We start from the raw sequence: 20305 nt of genomic DNA on the forward strand, positions 1-20305 counted from the left end.
GCGCTAGGGCTGACTGGAAAGGCGCGGGGCTTCTAGAACCCACTCGGAGCTTCGCCATCTGGGCCCCGGCTTTCGCCGGGGAAACGGAGTGGGGAGATATAAAAAGGCCCCGGTTTCCGCCGAGGCCTTTCTCTTTGCGTCCTACTTCGCCGCCGCCGGAGCGGCCGCTTCCGGCTTCACCAGCAGCAGCCACGATTGGTCATCGGCGAGATAGGTCTTCGCGGCCTTCTGCACGTCGGCCGGGGTGACACGCGTCAAGCCGGCGATCACCGAGCGGGTGGCGTCCAGCAGGCGCGGGTCGTCCTGGGCGCCCGACAGCGCCCCCAGCCAGTACTCGTTGGTCACCCTGGCCTTCTCGATCGAGTCGATGCGCGGCTTCTTGGCCCGCTCCAGCTCGTCATCGGTGATCGGCTTGTCGCGCAGGTCGGCGGCGATCTTGCGGATCGAGACGACCACGTCGTCCAGCTTCTCGGGCGGCACCTCCATGCTGACGCCCAGATAGCCCCAGTTCTTGAAGGTGACGCTGGCCGTGGACGAGGCGTTGGGGGAGTAGGTCGCGCCCTGCTTCTCGCGCAGTTCGTCGATCAGGCGCAGTTGCATCACCTGGCCCAGGATCGAGACGTCGCGCGAGCGCTGCAGGTTCGAGAACAGGTCGTCGGTGCGCCACACCATGAACAGCGCCGCTTGGTCGGGGCGGCCCTTGTGGGTGCGCACCACCGGCTCGGTCGCCGGCGTCGGGAACGGCGCCTTCTCCGCGCCGGTCAAGGCCGGGTCGCCAGGACGGGCGGGCAGGGCGCCGAAGGTGTCGGCCACGGCGATGATCGCCTTCTCGACGGTTGTGTCGCCGACAATGACGACCTCCAGGTCGCCCTTGGTCAGCGGGTTGTCGACCACGGTGCGCAGTTCGCTCAGCGAGGCGGCGGCGATCTGTTCGCGCGACGGGAAGGTCCAGCGCTGGTCGCCGTTATGCATCAGCCCGCCGAGGTCACGGCTGATCACGCCTCCGGTCGTGCTCTGCAACTGGTCGTGCACCGTGCCATAGGCGGTCTTGATGCGGCTGAAGGCTTCCGGACGCCAGCCGGGCTCGGTGGCGAAGGCGGCCAGCACCTGCAGCTCGGTCGACAGGTCCTCGGGACGCGTGCGGCCGCTCAGGACGAAGGCGTCGTCCTCGACGCCCAGATTGGCGTTCCAGATCTTGCCGGTCAGCACGCGTTCCATGTCGGCGGCGCTGATCTGCTTGAGACCCCCCTCGACGAAGGCGCTGCCCGACCACAGCGGGCTCTGCTTGTCGGACGGCATGTCCAGCAAGCCGTGGCCGGCGCGGACCTTCACCAGCACCTGGTTGTCGCGGAACTTGGTCGGCTTGACCGTCAGCTTCACGCCGTTGTCGAAGCGGATGAAGACGGCGTCCAGGTCGCTCACGTCCTTCTGCTCGGCGACCTTGCCGGTCGGGCCGAAGCTGGAATACGGCCAGACCGTCACGCCCGGCGCGGCCGGCGGAACCACCGGCTGGCTCTTGACCTCGTCATAGGCCTTGAGAACCGCTGGTTCGCCGCCTTCGATGGCGGTCGGGGCGGCGATGACGATCAGCGGACCCGAGCCGGCGAAGGACGACTTCAGCACGGCGCTGACACGCTCGGCGGTCAGGCCCTTCACCAGTTGGTCGAAGAACGCCAGGTTCTGGCTGGGCGAGGTGATCACCTCGCCATCGCCCAGGGTTCCGATCAGCTGATTGGCCAGCTGCGGCGTTCGCTGGGTGGCCTCGCCGGCGGCGGCGGCGACCAGCGACGCGCGGAAGGTGGCGATCTCGCGATCCAACTCATCCTGGCGCACGCCGTACTGGACGGCGCGGCGCTGCTCGGCGTCCAGCGACGTCATGGCTTCGCGCCAGCGGGTCGGCTGGGCGGTCGCGCCGAGGGTGGTCACCCGCACCGCGCCGTACTGGTCGCCCTTGAAGGCCCCACCGGCGATGAACGGCGGCTCGGCCGAGCGGCCGATCGCCTGAAGGCGCCGGTTCAGCACCGCGAAGGCCAGGTTCTCCAGCATGTCACGCTCGTCGACGGCCTTGGTCTCGAGCAGGCCGTCGGGCTTGCGCATCCAGGTCATCTGCACCGACCACGGCGCGCCGGCCTCGACCAGCAGCTTGGCGGTTGGACCACGCTTGATCACCGGGCCAAGGTCCGGGTTCTCGCCGTTGGCGCCCTTGCCGGCCCAGTCGCCGAACTTGGCCTTGATCTTGGCTTCCATGGCGTCGACGTCGAAGTCGCCGACGGCCACCAGGGTCGCGCGCTCCGGGCGGTAATAGGCCTCATAGAAGTCGCGGATGCGCTGGGCCGGGGCGGTTTTCAGGATCTCGGTCTTGCCGATCGGGATGCGCTTGGGCGGCAGCTGACCTTCCATCTGCGCCGAAAGGGTGGCGATAGCGACGCGGTAGCCGGGGGTGTCGCGCGTGCGCTGCTCGGACATCACCACGCCGCGTTCGCGGTCGACGGCCTCGGGGGCGATGGTCAGCTCGCCGGCGGCTTCCCGCAGCAGCATCAGCGAGGTGTCGACCGTGGCGTCGTCCGACTTGGGCAGGTCCAGCTGATAGGTGGTCTCGTCGAAGCTGGTCGAGGCGTTGGTGTCGGCCCCGAACGCCAGGCCGTGGCGCTCCAGGATCTTGACCATCTCGCCCTCGGGCACGTTCTTGGAGCCGTTGAAGGCCATGTGCTCCAGGAAGTGGGCTAGGCCCTGCTGGTCGTCGGCTTCCATCAGCGAGCCGGCGTCGAACCATAGGCGCAAGGACGCCTGGCCGGGCGGGGTGGCGTTCTTGCGGATGGCGTAGCGCATGCCGTTGGGCAGCGCGCCGAAGCGCCAGGACGGATCGACCGCGACGTCCGAGATCTCCTGGGCCCATTGCCCCGGCTTCAGATCGGCGACCTTCGGACCCGCCAGCGGCGGCGCTTCCGCGATCGCCGGCGCGGAGGCCTCCTTCTTCAACAACGGAAGTGACGGGGGCTTGGGAAGATGCGAGCAGGCGGCGACCGAAAGGCCGGCGGCGGCGACAAGCGCCAAGCGCGAAGCGCTGATCATCGAGAATCCAGAGCAGGAGTAGACAAGGCGCGCACCTTGGCTGTCCCACATGGCGCACGCAAGGCGCGAGAGCGGCGGGTTTGCGCCTTATTCTCTCAGGAAGAGAGGTGTTTAGGCCGCCGCCACGTCGCCGGTCTGCCGGCGCAGCCGCCAGAAGCGGATCGTGCGCAGGGCCGACTCGCGCGGCAGGGCCGCATAGAGCTCGCCATAGGTCTTGGCCTTGAGCATGACGTCGTCGGTCGGCTCGAGGATCAGCAGAGCGAAGGTCAGGAACAGCGAGCGGTCGAAGTCGGCCGCCTTGCAGATCACCGACAGGGCGTCCATCTCGCGCCGGTCCAGGATGCGGCGGGCTGTGTGGAAGTCGACCTCGGCCATGTCGGCCAGGGCCACCAGGAACAGGGTCGTGCGCTTGCCGCGCAGCATGTTGGCCAGCATCTGCGGCGAGATCTGCGCCTTGGCGCGGAGGGTCCGGAACTCGGCCTCGGCCTCGGCGTGGTCGGCGGGGAGGGCGCCGTCCTCGACCGCGATGCGTTTGCGGCCGGCCGACAGGGCCGCCTCCAGCATGGCCGGATCGACGCCGGCGTTCTTCTCCATGATCCGGTCGCGCAGGCGAGCCTCGACCACGAAGTACATCTCGTTCAGCAGGTCGACCGGCAGGCTGTGACGGTCGACGACGGCGTCATGCAGAGCCGGATTGGAGGCGGCGCGGTCGACGACGGTCTCATGCGCCTCGCGCGACAGGACCGCGCCCTCGTTGCGCAACAGGACGCCCAGGGTGTCGTCGTCGCCGCGCGCCACGATGGCGTCGGACACGGCGCTGGACACGCTGGGGCGCTGCGAGATGGCGCGCAGGTGGTCCTGGCCCTTGGTGCGGGCGACGTGGACCAGGTCCTCGTCGGTCAGGGCGGTGGAACCGCGCAGGATGGGCGCGGCCACGGCGATCGAGCCCGAGGCCAGGGTGCGCGAGACGCCGCGTGGCGCGGCCGGGGCTTCACCCAGGCGTTCGGCAAGTTCGATCTGGACGGCCTCTTCCATCTCGCCGGCCAGCTGGCCCAACACCTGGTCGAACAGGGCCATCTCGACGCCACTGGCGCCGTCGGCGGCGAACAGCATGTCGGTGACGCCGCGCAGCAGTTCGCGGCGCTTGGCGCTGGAGGGCTCGTTGGCCAGGGCGATCAGGTCGTTGAGGCGCGACTGCATCTTACTGGTCGCTGTCCTTCTTGGTTTTGCCCGTTTGGCCTTGCGGAGCCCAGTCGCGGTCTTCGTCTTCGCGCGGCTTGTCCTCGTCATCCGGCGCGGAGGCCGGCGGGGCGATCAGGACCATGCGCGGCGGACCGGCGGCGGGGATGGCGTCGGGGGTCATGCCGAACTGGCGGCCGACGGAATAGGTGCGGGCGCCGACCTGGCCGTTCGGCAGGTTGGCCTGCTGCCGCGGCTGGTAAGCGGGCTGGGCGTAAGCGGGAGCTTGGGCCACCGGAGCCGGCGGGGCATCGTAGATGCTTTGCGGCAGCGGGGCTTGAGGCGCGTAGGCCGGAACCTGCGACTGGAAGGCGGTGCGGGCTTGTGGCGCTTGCGGCGGCTGAGGCGCCCGCGGAGCCGATTGCGCCCACCAGGGCTGGGGCCGGGCGGCGGTCTGAGCGGCCTGCGGCGCGATCTCGCGCTTGCCGCTCCAGCCCAGGCTGCGACCGGTATAGGTCTGGCCGGTATAGCCGGGCGCGCGGCCGTTCATGGGCTTGGAAGCGCGTTCCGGAGCGGGGCCGTACCGGCTCTCGCGCGAGCCTTCGGCGTGCGCGGCCGTAGCGGCGCAGGCGATAGCGGCGATGAGAACGGCGGCGCGCATGAGCGGGTCCGGGCGAAAGGTTCGAGCTTCCGTCGTAGGGCGCGCCGCTTAATCTTGCGCTAACGTCCGCGCCAAACGGCGAGAAGTCGACTTTCCAACAGTTCCATCAGCGCATGCAGCACGACGCCCAGGACAGCCAGGGTCACCAGGGCCGCGAACACCTTGGCCGTCTGCAAGCGGTTGTAGGCTTCCAGGATTCTCCAGGCCAGGCCTTGGGCCCCGCCCGAGCCGGCCACGAACTCGGCCACGACGGCGCCGATGACGGCCAGTCCCGCCGCGACCTTATGCCCCTCCAGCAGGGCGGGAACGGCTGAGGGCAGGCGCAGACGGATCAGGCGCCGCCAGGGGCTCGCGCCATAGAGGTCGAACAGGCGGGCCAGGTCCGGATCCACCGCCTTCAGCCCCGTCAGGGCGCCCGAGAAGATCGGGAAGAAGGCGACGACGGCGGCCAGGCCGATCACCGCCCGCTCGGGATGGTCGATGCCGGCCCAGATGGTGACCAGCGGCGCGATGGCGACCAGCGGCGTGACCTGCAGGGTCACGGCGATCGGGCGAACAGCGTCCTCCAGGAGGCCGTTCAAACTGACCGCGAAGGCCAGGGCGCAGGCCACCAGGCTGGAGATGACCAGCGCCAGCAGCGCCGTCGACAGCGTCGCCCAGGCCGAGCCCAGTAGTAGCTGCCAGCTGCCCAGGAACGCGATCCAGATACCGCTGGGCGCGGGCAGAAGATAGGTCGGGACCGCCAGGACGCGGCAGGCGACTTCCCAGCCGCCCAGCAGGGCGGTGATCAGGATCAGCGGGGCCAGGACGCGCTTCACGCGGCGCGCTCCGTGGCTTGGGCCAGCAGGGTCGACACCGCCTCGGCGGCGGCGCGGAAGGCCTGCGTGGTGCGGAAACCGGGCGGGCGGACGAGCGGGCCGTCGACGGCGATCTCGCCGGCGATGCGGCCGGGGCCGGGGGTCATGACCACCACGCGGCGGGCCATGTAGACGGCCTCCTCGACATTGTGGGTCACGAAGACGACGGCGGGCGTGAGTTCAGCGGCCAGGGACAGGACATCGTCGGCCAGGGCGCGGCGGGTGATCTCGTCCAACGCGGCGAACGGCTCGTCCAGCAGCAGCAGGCGCGGGCGGGTGACCAGAGCGCGGGCCAGTGAAGCGCGCATGGCCATGCCGCCCGACAGCTGGGCGGGGCGAGCGTTCAGCGCGGCGCTTAGGCCGACCTTGCGCAGCGCCTCGTCGGCGGCGGCTTGGGCCGCGCGCTTGGACAGGCCGGCCAGCTCCAGCGGCAAGGCGACATTGTCCCGCGCCGACAGCCAAGGGGCCAGGGTGTGCGACTGGAAGACGACCGAGGTCTCGCCCTTGCCGGCGGCGCGGGTCACGGTCCCGCGCGTGGGCGGCTCCAGACCGGCCAGCAGCCGAAGCGCCGTGGACTTGCCGCAGCCCGACGGACCGACCAGGGCGACGATCTCGCCGGGCGCGAGAGCGAGGTCGATCGGCCCCAGGGCGCGACCCCGGGCGTAGTCGACCTCGACGCCGGACAGGCTGGCGATGGAGCTCATTGGCCCTTGGGCAGGAACTGCAGCGTGTAGGCCTTCTTGAAGTCCATGTCCTTCGGGTAGACGCCCTGCTCCGAGGCGACCTTGAAGAACTCGGCCCAGCGGGCGTCGCTCATCTGGCCGATCTCGGCGTCCTTGCCGACGATGCCGTAGCTGCGCATCTTCTCGCGGGCCTGGTCGAGGACGTCCTGGGTCATTTCCGGATTGTCCTTGAGGATCGCCGCGTCGCCGGGCTTGGCGTCGCCGTAAAGGTAGGACTTCCAGCCCGCCGCCGTCGCCTCGACGAAGGCCTGCACCGCCGCCGGGTTCTTGGCGATCAGACTGTCGGGGACCAGAGCCATCGAGGCGTAGGCGGGGTAGCCGCTGTCGGCCAGCAGGAACACCGCCGGCTTGATCTTACCTTCCTTCTCTATGAGGTACGGCTCGCTGGTGGCGTAGCCCTGCTGGATCACGCGCTTGTCGGCCAGGAACGGAGCGGACGAGTAGTTGTACTTGCGCACCTGGTCATCGGTGAACTGGTACTTGGCCTTCAGCCAGATCCAGAAGGCGGTGATCGAGGCGTCCGACAGCAGGATCGGCCGGCCCTTCATGTCGGCGATCGCGTTGACGCCCTGGTTGGGGTGCGCGATCAGGACCTGCGGGTCCTTCTGCATGAAGGCCGCGACGGCCTTCACCGGGGTCTTCTGCTGGGCCAGGTTCATGACGATGAAGCTGTTGGAACCGACCCCGACATCGACCGCGCCGGTGGCCAGCAGCTGCGGCACGTTCACCGCCGGACCGCCCTGGATCAGGGTCACGTCCAGGCCGCGCTTCTTGTACTCGCCGGTCGCCAGCGCCTGGTAGTAACCGCCCAGCTCGGCCTCGGCCCGCCAGTCCGTGGCCAGCTTCAGCTTGGTCTCGCCGGCGGGAGCCGCTGTTTCCTTCTTGGTCGGCGAACAGGCGGCCAGCAGGGCCATCAGGCCCAGAGCTGCGAAAGCGCGACGCTGCATCGGAAAGGTCTCCCCCGTTTCGGGGCAAGTTAAGCAGGAGCAGCGCGCGCCGCTAGTCCGCTTGCGCTTCCGAAACGTTCCGGTGGTTCAGCCACCGCTCGACCTTGGCGTACAGCACCTCGCGCTGGATGGGCTTGGCGATGTGGTCGACCATGCCGGCGGCGTAGCAGCGCTCGACCTGGCGGGGCAGGGCGTCGGCGCTCATGGCGATGATCGGGGCCTTGCCGCGCCCGTCCGACAGAGCCTTGATCGCCCGGGTCGCCTGAAGGCCGTCCATCTGCGGCATGTGGATGTCCATCAGGATCAGATCGTAATGGCCGAGCAGGGCCTTATCGACGGCCTGCTTGCCGTTCTCGGCCACGTCGACCTCGCAGCCGACCAGGGTCAGCAGGGCCTCGCCAATCTCCAGATTGATCGGGTGGTCATCCACGATCAGGATCCTGGCCGCGCCCGGAGACGAGACCTTGGGGCGCTCGGGGACGGCGATCGGCTCGGCGGTCGGGGCGGACAGCTCGATCCAGAAGCACGAGCCGCGGCCCGGAACGCTGTCGACACCGATCTTGCCGCCCATCACGTCGACCAGCGCCCGGCAGATGGCCAGGCCCAGGCCGGCCCCACCATGCAGCCGGCTCATCGAGCTGTCGGCCTGCGAGAAGCGCTGGAAGAGGAGCGCCTGCTTGTCCAGGTCGATGCCGACGCCGGTGTCGATGATCTCGAAGCGCAGCCGGTCCTCGATATCGCCGTGCTCGACGATCAGTCGCGCGTCGATGCGGCCTTCGTCGGTGAACTTCACGGCGTTGTTCAGGAGGTTGATCAGCACCTGGCGCAGGCGGTCGGCGTCCACATCGTGCAGGGCCTCGACCGGGTCGATGATCTCCAGCTCCAGCGACAAGCCCTTGGCGCGCGCCTCTGGAGCCATGATCGCCACGGTGTCACGCATCAGTCCCGCGGCGGAGGTTGGCTGGGGCAGGAGTTCGATCTGGCCAGTCTCGACACGCGAGAAGTCGAGGATGTCGTTGACCACGGTCAGCAGGGCCGCGCCGGCGCTGTCGATCAGATTGATCTGGCGACGCACGTCCGGGGGCAAGTCCTCCCGCGTCGCCAGCAACTGGGCGAAGCCCAGGACGCTGTTCAGCGGCGTGCGGATCTCGTGGCTCATGGTGGCCAGGAACTCGGTCTTGGCCTCGGTGGCGGCCAGGGCGCGGGCGCGGGCGGCGCGGGTCAGCAGTTCGCGGCGCAGGAGCAGGCGCTTGAGGCGGTCCTGCTGTGCAAGGGCGAGGCCCGCGGCCAGGCTGGTGTAGAACAGCACCGCGATGAACACCTGGATGGTCCGCGCCTGAGCAACCGGGCCGAGGATGGCGTTGAAGCGCGGCGAGGCGCCGGACAGGGCGATCGGAAGGGTGATCAGGGCGACGATCACGCTGGCCATGGCCGCGCCGCGCGCGCCCAGGCGATAGGCCGCGGCCAGGGCGATCGGAAAGATCAGGAACGGCGGCGCGCCCGAGGCCGGATGGGCGCAGAGCAGGGTGACGGCCGCGACAGCGAACATCAGCAGTAGCTGTTCGCGCCAGTCGCGTTGGAATGTGCGGCGATGCTCGGCGTCGATCAGCACCAACGCGGCGGGCAAGGCGACACCCAGGCCCAGGCCGCAACGCAGGAACCAGTCGGTCAGGCCGCGCATGAACGGCTCGCCATAGCCCAGGGTCAGCGCGCCGGCGGCCACCAGGCTGGCGATGGCCGCGACCGGGGTGGTGACGGCGGGCAGCAGGACCAGCGAACGCAGGGTGCGGATGCGCGGCGCTCCCCGCCAGAAACGCTGGCAGATGGCCCAGATGGCCACGGCCTCTCCGGTGTCGATCGCCACATAGAGCAGGGCGCGCGGCAAGGTGTCGCCGACCAGCAGGCCGATGATCAGGTGGAAGGCGACGAAGACCACGCTCAGGGACAGGCCGCGCGAGCCGCTCAGGGTGATCAGGCCAGCGGCCAGCAGGGCGTTGGCCGGCCAGAAGGCCGCGACGCCCAGAGTGGTGCGGGTCAGGTATTCGCTGAAGGCCAGGCTGACGACAACCGCGACGGACAGGGCCAGCAGCAAGGCGGCCTGCCGTTTACGTTCCTGCGCGGCCAGCCTGTGCGGCATACCGGTTCCGTCCCCCAATGCAGCCTACGTCTTTACGCAGGCGTTCGACGTGGGACGGCCGAACGGTTCGGGAACCACGCCAAACGCGCGCCGCCCCGCCGCCTCGCGGGTACGACGTCACCATCAATACGCCCGCGCGTGGTGTAGTTGCCCGGTTATCGCTCGATGTGTCGTTTGGCCGCAGGACGCCTCCGACCCGCGCCGACCTCTAAGCGATTGTATTTTCCCGGCGCTTTACGTTCAGGCGCGCTGACAATGCATGGCGGGTCCCACAATTCAAGAGGGCGGCTCTCCCGGCATGCGAGCGCGCCGCGGGGTCAACCGTTGGCGAGGGCTTCCTTCTTCCCTTCCAGCTCCAGCCAGTCCAGCTCGGCCTGCTCCAGGTCCGCGCGGGCCTTGTCCAGCGCTTTCATGGTCTTGTCGAAGGCGGCCGGGTCGCGGCTGTAGAGGTTCGGATCGGCCAAGGTCTTCTCGAAGCCGGCGATGATCGCGGGGCTCTTGGCGATCAGGGCCTCGCACTCCTCCAGGCGGCGCTGGTCCTTGAAGGTCAGCTTGCCGGCCTTTTTGGGCGGCGTCGCGATGGGCGCTGGTGCGGGGGAGGCCGTCTTGGTGCTGCGGCCCACCGGCGTGAACGACGAGCCGACACTGGCCCCGCGGGCGCCTTTGAAGAAGTCGGGGCTCTGGTCGATCAGGTCGCTCCAGCCGCCGGGCGTTTCCAGCACCTTGCCGTGACCGTTCATGGCGATGGTCGAGGTGGCCAGGCGATCGATGAAGTCACGGTCGTGGCTGACCAGGATCAGCGTGCCGTCGAAGTCGGCCAGCAGGTCCTCGAGCAGATCCAGCGTGTCCATGTCCAGGTCGTTGGTCGGTTCGTCCAGCACCATCAGGTTGGTGGGATTGGCCAACGCCCGGGCCAGCAGCAGGCGGTTGCGCTCGCCGCCCGACAGGCTGGTCACCGGCTGGCGCAGCTGGGCCTCGGTGAACAGGAAGTCCTTGGCGTAGCCAGCCACGTGCTTGGGCTGGCCGCGCACCAGGATGGAGTCGCCGCCGCCGGGAGTCAGGAAGTCCCACAGCGTGATCTTGTCCGACAGCGCCATGCGGCCCTGGTCGATGTAGGAGACCTCCAGGTTGGTGCCCAACTGCACCGTGCCGGCGTCCAGCTCGAGTTCGCCCAGCAGCAGACGCACCAGCGTGGTCTTGCCGGCGCCGTTCGGGCCGACCAGGGCCACGCGATCGCCGCGCAGGATGCGGGTCGAAAAGTCCTCCACGATCACGCGGTCGCCGAATTTCTTGGTCAGGTGCTTGGCCTCGACCACCTTCTTGCCCGAGGTCGCGGCGCTCTCGATGGCCATGTACATCGAGCCGCGCTTGTCGCCCTGCAGGTCCTTTTTCTGCGCGCGCAGGTCCATCAGGGCGCGACGACGGCCCTCGTTGCGGGCCCGGCGGCCCTGGACGCCGCGCGCGAGCCAGGCGTTCTCGCGCTCCAGCACCTTGTTGAGACGGCGCTCTTCGTCGGCCTCGGCGGCCAGCACCTGTTCGCTCCAGACCTCGAACTCGCCGAAGCCCTTGTCCAGGCGGCGCACCTTGCGGTGCTCCAGCCAGAAGGTGCGCTGGGTGACGCGGTTCAGGAAGGCGCGATCGTGGCTGACGATCAGGGCCGCGCACTTGGAGTTGGCCAGCTCCTCTTCCAGCGTCTGGATCGCGAAGATGTCCAGGTGGTTCGTCGGTTCGTCCAGCAGCAGCACATCGGGCTGCTCGGCGAAGGCGCGCGACAGGGCGGCTCGGCGCTTCTCGCCGCCCGACAAGCCCTGCGTGCTCTTCTCCGGATCCAGGCCGAAGTCGGCGAGGGCGGCCTGGGCCTCGTAATCCTCGGCGCCGCCGGCGGTGCAGTAGTCCAGCAGGGTGTCGCCGGTGATCTCCGGCTCCTGGCTGACGAAGATGATCTTGGCGCCGGGCTGCACGGCGCGTTCGCCGCTGTCGGCCTCGACGCCCTGGCCGGCCAGGATCTTCAGCAGGGTGCTCTTGCCCGCGCCGTTGCGGCCGACCAGGCAGGCGCGCACGCGCGGCTCCAGGGCCAGGTCGACACCGTCGAACAGGGGCTTGGCGCCGTCGGCGAGACGGACGTCCTTGAGGGCGAGAACAGGCGCGCGAGTGGGGGAGGCCATGGATCTTCGAACTATAGAGCGGCGGAATGTCGCGGAGGTGAGGGGCGTATAGCAGGCAATGCGCCGAGGAAACGCCAAAATCACGGCCCAGTTTGCGGTTGATCCAGGCCAGGGAACGCCGGTTCGCGGGCGTGACAAATTAGCCTGTTAACGGCCCGCCAAGCCTGACCTTGCTACGAACCTGGTCCTACGGAGCATAAGTACTCGCCTTAATGTGGAACCCGGAGAAGATTGCTGCTTCTGATCTCCCTGGCTTTCTGGGCCTGGGCTTCGATCAACTGCGTCGGCCGATCTGGGTGTTCGACGACGCCAGGAAGCGGAAAGTCTATGCCAACCGCGCCGCTCTGGACCTGTGGGGCGCGGCGACGCTGGACGAGCTTCTGGCGCGCGACTTCTCCGACCAGTCACCGGCTGTGCGCACGCGCATGGAGGACATCGCCGCGCGCATCGAGGGCGGGGCGCCCGCCGAGGAGCGCTGGACTTTCTATCCAAACGGCGCGCCGGTGGCCGTCGACACCACGATCTCGCGCATCGCCTTGCCGGGCGGCGGCCACGCCATGCTGTTTGAAGGCGCGATCATCGAGGCCGACGCCGAGCAGCAGCGGGCCATAGAGGCTTTGCGGCACACCAGCGCCCTGGTGTCGCTGTACGACACCGACGGCTTCCGCATCTTCGGCAATCCCGCGTCCCTGGCCAGCTATCCGGGCCCCGCCGTCCGCTTCGCGGAGATTTTCGCCAATGGCGACGCCGGCGGCGCGCTGTGGAGCTCGGCCTTGGCCGGCGAAGCGGTCGAGGGGGCCTATCGGGTCATCACGGCCCAAGGCGAGCGCTGGCACGGCCTGGCCGCGCGCCGGACGCCCGATCCGGTGACTGGCGAGCCTTGCGTGCTGGTCAACGAGACCGACATCACCGAGGAGGTCGAGGCCCAGTCCGCTCTGGCCGACGCCCGCGAGTTGGCTGAGGCCGCCATGGCCGCGCGGCAGGACTTCCTGGCCAATATGAGCCACGAGTTGCGCACGCCGCTAACCAGCATCCTGGGCTTTACCGACCTTCTGGCCGCCTCGCCGCTGAATGGCGAGCAGCAGCGCCGCCTGGGCCGGATCCGCGACGCTGGCGTGGTGCTGCTGGACACGCTGAACGACGTCCTGGACTTCGCGAAGCTGGAGGCTGGCGGAGTCAATCTGGACCGACGTCCGTTCGATCTGCGCGCCCTGCTGACCAAGGTGGCCGGCATGTTCGAGGCCCAGGCGCTGGCCAAGAGCCTGGACCTGGCCTTGCGCGTCGATCCGGCTTGTCCCGACTGGCTGGAAGGCGACAGCGATCGCCTGCGCCAGGTGCTGGTCAACTTCCTGGGCAATGCCGTGAAGTTCACCGGCGCCGGTTCGGTGACCCTCAGCGCCAAGCACCGGGTCGGGGCCGCGCCCGGTTTCGCGCGTCTTGAGCTGGCCGTCTCCGACACCGGTGTCGGGGTGCCGGCGGCCATGCTGGAGACGGTCTTCGACCGCTTCGCCCAGGCCGGACCCGAAGTGGCGCGCAAGTTCGGCGGCACGGGCCTGGGCCTGGCGATCAGCAAGGAGATCGTCGAGCTGATGGGCGGCGAGATCGGCGTCGACAGCGTCGCCGGGCAGGGCGCGCGCTTCTGGTGCGTGCTGGACCTGCCTGTCGCGGTCGCGCCCGAACGCCACGAAACCGAGGCGACGCAGAGCGTGGCGCGGCCGCTGAAGCTGCTGGTCGCCGACGACAACGAAGCCAATCGCGAGCTGATCGGGACCCTTGTCCGGGCCATGGGCCATGAGGTCGACGTGGTCGCCGACGGCTGCGCGGCGGTCGAGGCGGCGGCCTCGGGCGGCTATGACCTGATCCTGATGGACGTGCAGATGCCGCGCATGGACGGCCTGGCCGCGACGCGCGCGATCCGCATGCTGGCGGGGGAGGCGGCCGCGACGCCGATCATCGCCCTGACCGCCAACGTGCTGCCCGACCAGATCGCCTTCTACCGGGCCAGCGGCATGGACGACCATGTCGGCAAGCCGATCAACCCTCGGGAATTGCTGCTGAAAATCGCGCTGTGGAGCCGGGACGATCTGGTGAGGACCGCCGACCGGGCACTGGACGGCGCCCAGGCCTGAACCTTTTCGGGGAAGCTTGACCGCGCCCGACGGCGGCTTGCGCCGCGCCGTCGGCGCCCAAGGCTTCACCCTGCCCAGGCGGATTGAGCATGACGCGCGCCGCCCCGCTGATTGCTCGCGCCGGCGTTCGGCGCCTCGGAATTGAGCAGGTCGGGCTCCGCCGCACGTTAGCGAAACGGCTCAGCTTGGCGAACCGCCAGGTGTCGGGATTTCATCTCATCAAAGCGCGCCGGTTTCCACGCGGATCGCGGCGCTTCTTCTTGAGAGAGATCGCATGTCCGCCATTCGTCACGTCGCGGTCGCCACGATAATGACCCTCGTTGGCGCCTCCACGGCCCTGGCGCAGTCCGCGCCGTCTTCGCCGCCGTCCGCGGCTTCTCCGAGCCAGGCCCTGAGCATCGACACCCCCGTCGAGACCCTCGTCGCCACGCCGCCGGCCAAGGCGGCGTTGGACGCCGATATTCCGGGGCTCACCACCCATCCGATGTACGAGAAGTTCAAGCACGAGAGCTTGCGCACCCTGGCCCCGAAGTTCGGCGGCGCGATCACGGACAAGGACTTGGCCAAGCTGCAGGCCGACCTCGCGGCCCTGCCTCAAGCCATGGCGTCGCGCTGAGCGAGGGGCTAGTTCGGCGCGCTGACGTTGAAGCTGGCGTTGTTGCCGATCGCCGTCGAGACGCCGGTCACCTGGCGACCGCTGGCATTGATCGTGGCCCCGGACTTGGCGCCGATGTCGGCGCTGTTGGTTTGGTTGTTGGTCACCGTCATGCGGCCGCTGCACTTGGCGCAGACATAGCCCGTCACCGCGTTGCCCATGGCCGTGGCGGTGGTCACCGCGTCATAACCGTCGTGGCCCTCGAAGCTGGCCGTCGCCTCGACCCCGCCGCCGGTGTTGGTCTGCAGGTTGTCGAGCACCAGCTCGGTCCCGACGTTGTTGACCTGCGAGGAGTTGCCGGCGGCGTAGGCGTTCGTCTGGGCCGCGCCGAACTGGTACGAAGTCCCTTCGGCCTGGCCGCGCACGTACGAGGTGTTCCACTGGTTGGACGTCACGTCCATCAGCGGGCCTTCGTTGGTGGCCGACAGGTTGTTGCCGGTCGCCGTGGCGGTCGTCGCTGTCAGGTAGCTGTTGCCATAGGCGGTGAACTTGCTGGCCTGGGTCACCTCGGCCGTGTTGGCCTGGTCGGTGATGGCGCGCGCCGCCGACTGGTTTCCGCCCTGGATATCGATGTTGTTGCCGCTCGTGGTCGCGGTGATCGCGCTGGTCCCGGAGACGTATTGGACGATCGCCCCGCCGTCGGCCAGGGTGTTGGCCGAGTTCGCCTGGCTGATGCGCAGGCCGGCCGAGCCGTTGTCCAGGTTGACGCCCTGGCTGTTGCCCATGGCCAGGGTCGAGACCGTCAGGTCGGCGGCCTCGGCGGTGGCCGCCTCGACCTGACCGCGCGCGGTGACTTCGGCCGAATTGGTCTGGACCGCGAAGGCCGAGACCGTGCCGTTGGAGGCCGAGAACGAGCCCGAATTGCCGACCGCGGTGCTACGCACGGCGCTGGACGCACCGGCATTGGCGCCGATGTCGACGACGGTGTGGCCGTAAACGGTCCCCTGGTTGTCCTGGTACGAGGTCACGGCGGCGTCGGCGTTGGTCACGCCCACCGAGACGCCGTTGGCTTGCGCGGTCGTGCTGGCCGTCACGCCGTCCGACACCGTCTGGACGTTGAGGGTCTGCTCCGAGAAGATCTCACCGAGATTCAGCTGGTTGTTGAGAACCGGGCTCGGCGTGACGGTCTGGCTAGTAGCGACCCCGCTTAGCATCACGGATATCGGGATCGCGGCGAGCGTTCCAGCGAGACGGGTCATCGCGGGTTTGCGCATTGTTCGTTCCCAGATTGTCGTAGGCCGGCACGAAGGCGCCCGTCTGGCCGACGGTGGCGTCCCCGAACGGGTCGTAGCGCAGGCAGCTTTGCGGACCCGCCATGCCGTAGAGGTTGGCCGCCATCTCGACGGTGGCGCGCTCGATCAGGGCGCGCACCGCCAGCTGCATGGGCTCAAGCGCCCCGCGACCGGCCGAGATGTCGAAGATGTTGCCGTTCAGGAAGTCGAAGATGCCGGCGCTGATTTCGCGGCCGACCACCTGCTTCTGATACGAGATGACGTCGACCACCTCGAGCGTGCGGGTGTTCACCATCCGCAGGTCCAAGGCGATGTTCATGATGAAGACGCGACGGCGGAAGTTGCCCTTCAGTCCGTCGGTGTCCTTGTCGCCGACATAGGCGTCCACGCCGGCCGAGCGGATATTGTAGTTCAGCTCGGTGATGCCGCCGACCACGTAGAAATCCGAGCCTGGCACCTGGCCCGCCAGGATTTTGCGATAGTCCGCCGGGGCGTCGGGCGCGCTGTTGGGGCGATCCGAGATCAGCTTGTTGTTGGCGTACTTGAGTTCGAACTCCGACACCGAGGTGTCGAAGCGTTCGACCATGGGCATGCCGGCCTTGGCGAAGGCCGAAAAGGCCATCAGCGAGGCGCCTTGCGTCACCTTGCGGCCGGAGCCGTCGGACTCTTCCTTGCCGGTGTAGTCGGCGATGCGGCCGATCGCGATGCGCGGGGCGGCCACGCGGTTGGCGCGGGCGTATTGGTTCAGGCAGACCAGGGCGGCCGAATAGTCGGTCGGGTTGGCCGTGACCGGCGCGCTGCCGATCGGCTGGGCGTAGTTGCCGGCCGTCGAGGCCACGGGCACGCTGCCGCAACCGGCCAGGGCCGTCGCGGCCATCAGGGCCAGGACCAGACCTGTGCGCTTGAGACTCATTGAGCGGTTCCCGCCTTCACGACATTCGAGCCGGCGGTGACGTTGCCGTTGTTCACCTGGCTGGAATTGACGATGACCGTGTTGTTGTTGCCCTGGGTGATGACCGTCAGGTTGTTGCCGATCGCGGTCGAGCCGGCATAGCCGCCGATGCCGCCCACGCCCGAATAGGCGTCCAACGAACCGTTGCTGCGGCTCGAGGAATAGACGCTCTGGTCCGAGCCGGTCAGCATGACGCCGTCGACGATCACCCGGTTGCCGTTCGCGTCGCGGGTCGAATACTCGACCATACGGTTTTCCTGGCCCGAGCTGCGGCCGTAACCGGCGTTCATCGAGGCCGAGTTCGTCGTCATCGATTGCGCGGCGGCCGGGCCGCAAGCGCTCAGCACGACGATGCCCAGCACCAGGGGGGCGGCCGTCGCGACGCTGCTCTTCTTTTTCCGATGCCAGGCCATACGCGGCTCCGCGAACTGTCGACACCGAAGGGTAAGCAACCCTCGTGCCAAAAAGGTACAGCCTGAGGGATACCAAGCAGGTCGAGAAAAAATGGTTAAGCGCCGGCTGATGGTCGCCGCGTGGTTCGAATCGTCGCGGAAGCGCCTAGATAAGGAGGCATGACCGACCAGCGTCCCGAGCCGATCTTCAACGCGCCCTGGCCGGCGCTGCTGGCCGCGGCGGCCGTGATCGTCCCGCATATCCTGCTGCTGAGGGCGGACGAGGCGACGATCGAGTCCCTGGCCCTGATCCCCCACGACTTCTGGGAAGGCCGCTGGACCGGCGCGATCACCATGATGTTCGTGCACGGCGGCTGGCTTCACGCGATCATGAATGCCGCCTTCGCCCTGGCGTTCGGCGCTCCTGTCGCCCGCCTGCTGGGACTAAACGGCCGGGGAGGGGGAATCTTCTGCCTGTTCTACCTGGCGTGCGGCGCGCTGTCGGGCGTCGGCTATGCGCTGATCCATCCGGATGCGACGAACGCGGTGATCGGCGCCTCGGGCGCGGTGTCGGGCCTGATGGGCGCGGCGGCCCGGACCATGGACTATGAAGGACGGGTCGGACCGATCCTGGGACCGCGTGTCATCTCCCTGGGCCTGGGCTGGCTGGTGGTGAATCTGGTCATGGCCGTCACGGGCAGCCTTCTGACCATGGGGACCGGCGCGGTGGCCTGGGAGGCGCATCTGATCGGCTTCGCCGCCGGCGTCGTACTGATCGGTCCGTTCGCGCGCTGGGCCGGTCCGCGAGCTCGGCCCGAAGCTTAAGCCGCTCTTTCTTATAGTTTAAGAGGTCGAAAGCGGCTGATCCCCCATTGATCACGGGGGCTCTTTGCGAGACCCTCGTTCTTCAAAGAACAAGGGAGAAGCGCAGTGCTGGTTTCTCAGATCCTCAAGGACAAGGGCGATCTCGTGTTCACGGCCTCCCCGCAGGAGACCGTCGGCGCCGCGGCGGCGTTACTTCATACAAGGCGGGTCGGGGCCATGGTGGTGGTCGACGACAAGGAGGCCGTGGTCGGGATTTTGTCCGAGCGCGACATCGTGCGGGTGATCGCCAAGGAAGGCGCCGGTGCGCTGACCAAGCCGATCAGCGCCTGCATGAGCACCAGCGTCGTCTTCGCCCAGCCGGACGAGTCGATCGACATCCTGCTGGAGCGCATGACCGACCGCCGCATCCGCCACCTGCCGGTGGTGAAGGGCGAGCGCCTGGCCGGCATCATCTCGATCGGCGACCTGGTGAAGTACAAGATCAGCGAAGCCCAGGCCGAAGCCGACGGCCTCAAGGCTTACATTTCGGCGGGCTGAGGGCGGGGCGCTGGTTATATAGAGAGCGTCTTCCATGCGCTGTCCTCGCTCAAGCAGCGAAGCGGTAGCGAGGACAGCGCATATATAAGAGAGCTTATCCCTCGATCAGCTCGGCGCCGACGCCCTTGGCGGCGTCGGCCACGCTGTAGCCTTCCAGCACCGCGGCCGTCGCGTCGCGGGCGCGCAGCAGCGCTTCGCGCAGGGCGCAGGTCGCCAGGTCCCGGCAATCCTCGCAGCGGCGGAAGGCCGTGCGGCTGACGCAGGGCGTCAGGGCCAGGGGACCGTCGACCAGGCGGATGATTTCCGCGAAGCTTATCTCTTCAGAGGGGCGGCCCAGCACATAGCCGCCGAACTTGCCGCGCCGGCTGATCACCAGGCCCTCGCGCGAGAGCGACAGGAGAATGGCTTCCAGGAACTTGCGCGGGGCGTCGGCGCGCTCGGCCAGTTCGCCGGCCGTCACCTGCCCGTCTTCGCGGGCCAGCTCGATCATCGCGCGCAGGGCGTAACGCGCCTTCTGGGACAACATGGACGCCAGCTACCTTATATAAGCGCCGCGCACTGGCGACGCTTTCACAGTGCTCAGCCTTCTGAGCGAGGCGGGGCCACCGCGCAAGAGCCCATGTGACAGCGTTCATGCACAGGGGAATGGGGCGTCTGGGGATGGAATCGCGATTCCCCGCTTGCGAGGTGGGAAATCGACCTCTAGAAGCCGCCCCTCGCTTCGGGGCCACGGCCCGCCGGACGAAACCTGGACCTTCGGGGCTTGCGTTTCTGAAAGCGGATCGCTAAGTTCCGCAGCCTCAATCGAATCCCTTCTGACTTACGGCGCTCCAAGCGGCGCGCCTCGGTCACCTTTTGCGCTCTGAAGCGGCTCTGGCCTCCAGGAAAACAAAAGTAAAAGGGGCGGTTGACCTGGGAGTTCTGCTTCGTTAGAAGCCGCGCTCCAAGAAATGCTTAGGTGGTTCTGTTGAGCTTCTAAGTATTTCGGTCCGGGAGAGCTTCGAAGTTTCTTCGAAAAATAGCTTGACTGGTTTCGGTGGTTTCTTTAGAAGCTGCCGGCTTCCGCCGAAGACCTCCGGGTCGGTTGGCGGTGAGGTCGGAAAGTTTTGAAAAAAACGATTTGACACGGAATTCGAGGTTGGATAGATAGCCGCCTCCGCCGACATCGGGCGCTAAACGGATGGTTCGCCGGAAGGCGAGCGGGTCTTTGACATTGTTGATTTGGAAAGAGAAACGCAGGCGGCGGCGCTCTGGCGGTGGACTTTAGGTCCACCTCGACGCTGACAAATGCGGTCTCTTGAAGACACCATTAATACGGTGGCTGGCTTTCGAGCTGGTCATTGTGTGATGGGAACTCGTCAAGAAACTATGCAAACCAGATACCTGGTTCTGGGTTTTCCCCCGGGACTGGAAGTCTGAAGTCAATGTCAACTCAACCTGAGAGTTTGATCCTGGCTCAGAGCGAACGCTGGCGGCAGGCCTAACACATGCAAGTCGAACGGATCCTTCGGGATTAGTGGCGGACGGGTGAGTAACACGTGGGAACGTGCCCTTTGGTTCGGAACAACTCAGGGAAACTTGAGCTAATACCGGATGTGCCCTTCGGGGGAAAGATTTATCGCCATTGGAGCGGCCCGCGTCTGATTAGCTAGTTGGTGAGGTAAAGGCTCACCAAGGCGACGATCAGTAGCTGGTCTGAGAGGATGATCAGCCACATTGGGACTGAGACACGGCCCAAACTCCTACGGGAGGCAGCAGTGGGGAATCTTGCGCAATGGGCGAAAGCCTGACGCAGCCATGCCGCGTGAATGATGAAGGTCTT

At 67.7% G+C, this 20305-nt stretch carries 16 protein-coding genes and 1 rRNA gene (1 of these 17 running past the window's edge); 5 read left to right on the plus strand and 12 right to left on the minus strand.

Translation table 11 applies throughout. From position 1 onward, the window contains the following. Positions 1-141: 141 nt before the first annotated feature. The 8 genes from ACW173_RS13465 to ACW173_RS13500 all read right to left on the minus strand — a co-directional run bounded on the left by ACW173_RS13465 (position 142) and on the right by ACW173_RS13500 (position 11761). Positions 142-3072 carry a M16 family metallopeptidase gene (locus ACW173_RS13465; protein WP_492080514.1) on the minus strand — a complete coding sequence of 977 codons (2931 nt, stop codon included), beginning with the start codon at positions 3070-3072 and terminating at the stop codon, positions 142-144. 111 nt (positions 3073-3183) lie between these two features. Beyond that, positions 3184-4272 carry a DUF2336 domain-containing protein gene (locus ACW173_RS13470; RefSeq protein ID WP_492080515.1) on the minus strand — a complete coding sequence of 363 codons (1089 nt, stop codon included), beginning with the start codon at positions 4270-4272 and terminating at the stop codon, positions 3184-3186. Position 4273: 1 nt separating this feature from the next. Then, the gene (locus ACW173_RS13475) at positions 4274-4912 is read right to left on the minus strand and encodes a hypothetical protein (RefSeq protein ID WP_492080516.1); all 639 of its coding nucleotides are present in this window, start codon (positions 4910-4912) and stop codon (positions 4274-4276) included. Positions 4913-4971: 59 nt separating this feature from the next. Beyond that, complete coding sequence (locus ACW173_RS13480; protein ID WP_492080517.1) at positions 4972-5730, minus strand: ABC transporter permease; 759 nt, start codon at positions 5728-5730, stop codon at positions 4972-4974. Then, positions 5727-6473: an ABC transporter ATP-binding protein gene (locus ACW173_RS13485; protein ID WP_492080518.1), complete on the minus strand. Its 747-nt coding sequence runs from the start codon at positions 6471-6473 to the stop codon at positions 5727-5729. The genes ACW173_RS13480 and ACW173_RS13485 overlap by 4 nt, the downstream gene beginning before the upstream one ends. After that, on the minus strand, positions 6470-7459 hold the full coding sequence (locus tag ACW173_RS13490) for an ABC transporter substrate-binding protein (protein ID WP_492080519.1): 990 nt from the start codon (positions 7457-7459) through the stop codon (positions 6470-6472). The genes ACW173_RS13485 and ACW173_RS13490 overlap by 4 nt, the downstream gene beginning before the upstream one ends. 52 nt (positions 7460-7511) lie before the next feature. Beyond that, positions 7512-9596: an MASE1 domain-containing protein gene (locus tag ACW173_RS13495; protein ID WP_492080520.1), complete on the minus strand. Its 2085-nt coding sequence runs from the start codon at positions 9594-9596 to the stop codon at positions 7512-7514. 317 nt (positions 9597-9913) lie between these two features. After that, positions 9914-11761: an ABC-F family ATP-binding cassette domain-containing protein gene (locus ACW173_RS13500; RefSeq protein ID WP_492080521.1), complete on the minus strand. Its 1848-nt coding sequence runs from the start codon at positions 11759-11761 to the stop codon at positions 9914-9916. Between the two features lie 212 nt (positions 11762-11973). Here ACW173_RS13500 and ACW173_RS13505 point away from each other — a divergent pair, with 212 nt between their 5' ends. Both ACW173_RS13505 and ACW173_RS13510 read left to right on the plus strand, forming a co-directional pair. Further along, the gene (locus tag ACW173_RS13505; RefSeq protein ID WP_492080522.1) at positions 11974-13890 is read left to right on the plus strand and encodes an ATP-binding protein; all 1917 of its coding nucleotides are present in this window, start codon (positions 11974-11976) and stop codon (positions 13888-13890) included. Positions 13891-14164: 274 nt separating this feature from the next. After that, complete coding sequence (locus ACW173_RS13510; RefSeq protein WP_492080523.1) at positions 14165-14506, plus strand: hypothetical protein; 342 nt, start codon at positions 14165-14167, stop codon at positions 14504-14506. A gap of 8 nt (positions 14507-14514) precedes the next feature. Here the strand turns inward: ACW173_RS13510 and hfaD are convergent, their stop codons facing one another. The 3 genes from hfaD to hfaA are packed head-to-tail and all read right to left on the minus strand — an operon-like array spanning position 14515 to position 17142. Further along, the gene (gene hfaD, locus ACW173_RS13515; protein WP_492080524.1) at positions 14515-15759 is read right to left on the minus strand and encodes a holdfast anchor protein HfaD; all 1245 of its coding nucleotides are present in this window, start codon (positions 15757-15759) and stop codon (positions 14515-14517) included. Next, positions 15677-16690, minus strand: a complete 1014-nt coding sequence (hfaB, locus tag ACW173_RS13520) for a holdfast anchoring protein HfaB (protein ID WP_492080525.1) — start codon at positions 16688-16690, stop codon at positions 15677-15679. Before hfaB ends, hfaD begins: the two co-directional genes overlap by 83 nt. Then, positions 16687-17142 carry a holdfast anchoring protein HfaA gene (hfaA, locus tag ACW173_RS13525; RefSeq protein WP_492080526.1) on the minus strand — a complete coding sequence of 152 codons (456 nt, stop codon included), beginning with the start codon at positions 17140-17142 and terminating at the stop codon, positions 16687-16689. Before hfaA ends, hfaB begins: the two co-directional genes overlap by 4 nt. A 159-nt stretch (positions 17143-17301) precedes the next feature. Here hfaA and ACW173_RS13530 point away from each other — a divergent pair, with 159 nt between their 5' ends. Both ACW173_RS13530 and ACW173_RS13535 read left to right on the plus strand, forming a co-directional pair. After that, positions 17302-17946, plus strand: a complete 645-nt coding sequence (locus tag ACW173_RS13530) for a rhomboid family intramembrane serine protease (RefSeq protein WP_492080527.1) — start codon at positions 17302-17304, stop codon at positions 17944-17946. Between the two features lie 105 nt (positions 17947-18051). Beyond that, positions 18052-18483: a CBS domain-containing protein gene (locus tag ACW173_RS13535; protein ID WP_492080528.1), complete on the plus strand. Its 432-nt coding sequence runs from the start codon at positions 18052-18054 to the stop codon at positions 18481-18483. A gap of 94 nt (positions 18484-18577) precedes the next feature. Here the strand turns inward: ACW173_RS13535 and ACW173_RS13540 are convergent, their stop codons facing one another. Next, positions 18578-19009, minus strand: a complete 432-nt coding sequence (locus ACW173_RS13540; protein WP_492080529.1) for an RrF2 family transcriptional regulator — start codon at positions 19007-19009, stop codon at positions 18578-18580. A gap of 907 nt (positions 19010-19916) precedes the next feature. Here ACW173_RS13540 and ACW173_RS13545 point away from each other — a divergent pair. After that, positions 19917-20305 (plus strand): 16S ribosomal RNA (locus ACW173_RS13545) (it continues 1097 nt past the right edge of the window).

Source organism: Caulobacter sp. ALps2 (assembly GCF_058681635.1).

Coding starts and splice junctions, on each gene's coding strand:
- ACW173_RS13465 (WP_492080514.1), bottom strand. CDS start 3,072: ATGATCAGCGCTTCGCGCTTGGCGCTTGTCGCCGCCGCCGGCCTTTCG.
- ACW173_RS13470 (WP_492080515.1), bottom strand. CDS start 4,272: ATGCAGTCGCGCCTCAACGACCTGATCGCCCTGGCCAACGAGCCCTCC.
- ACW173_RS13475 (WP_492080516.1), bottom strand. CDS start 4,912: ATGCGCGCCGCCGTTCTCATCGCCGCTATCGCCTGCGCCGCTACGGCC.
- ACW173_RS13485 (WP_492080518.1), bottom strand. CDS start 6,473: ATGAGCTCCATCGCCAGCCTGTCCGGCGTCGAGGTCGACTACGCCCGG.
- ACW173_RS13490 (WP_492080519.1), bottom strand. CDS start 7,459: ATGCAGCGTCGCGCTTTCGCAGCTCTGGGCCTGATGGCCCTGCTGGCC.
- ACW173_RS13495 (WP_492080520.1), bottom strand. CDS start 9,596: ATGCCGCACAGGCTGGCCGCGCAGGAACGTAAACGGCAGGCCGCCTTG.
- ACW173_RS13500 (WP_492080521.1), bottom strand. CDS start 11,761: ATGGCCTCCCCCACTCGCGCGCCTGTTCTCGCCCTCAAGGACGTCCGT.
- ACW173_RS13505 (WP_492080522.1), top strand. CDS start 11,974: ATGTGGAACCCGGAGAAGATTGCTGCTTCTGATCTCCCTGGCTTTCTG.
- ACW173_RS13510 (WP_492080523.1), top strand. CDS start 14,165: ATGTCCGCCATTCGTCACGTCGCGGTCGCCACGATAATGACCCTCGTT.
- hfaD (WP_492080524.1), bottom strand. CDS start 15,759: ATGCGCAAACCCGCGATGACCCGTCTCGCTGGAACGCTCGCCGCGATC.
- hfaB (WP_492080525.1), bottom strand. CDS start 16,690: ATGAGTCTCAAGCGCACAGGTCTGGTCCTGGCCCTGATGGCCGCGACG.
- hfaA (WP_492080526.1), bottom strand. CDS start 17,142: ATGGCCTGGCATCGGAAAAAGAAGAGCAGCGTCGCGACGGCCGCCCCC.
- ACW173_RS13530 (WP_492080527.1), top strand. CDS start 17,302: ATGACCGACCAGCGTCCCGAGCCGATCTTCAACGCGCCCTGGCCGGCG.
- ACW173_RS13540 (WP_492080529.1), bottom strand. CDS start 19,009: ATGTTGTCCCAGAAGGCGCGTTACGCCCTGCGCGCGATGATCGAGCTG.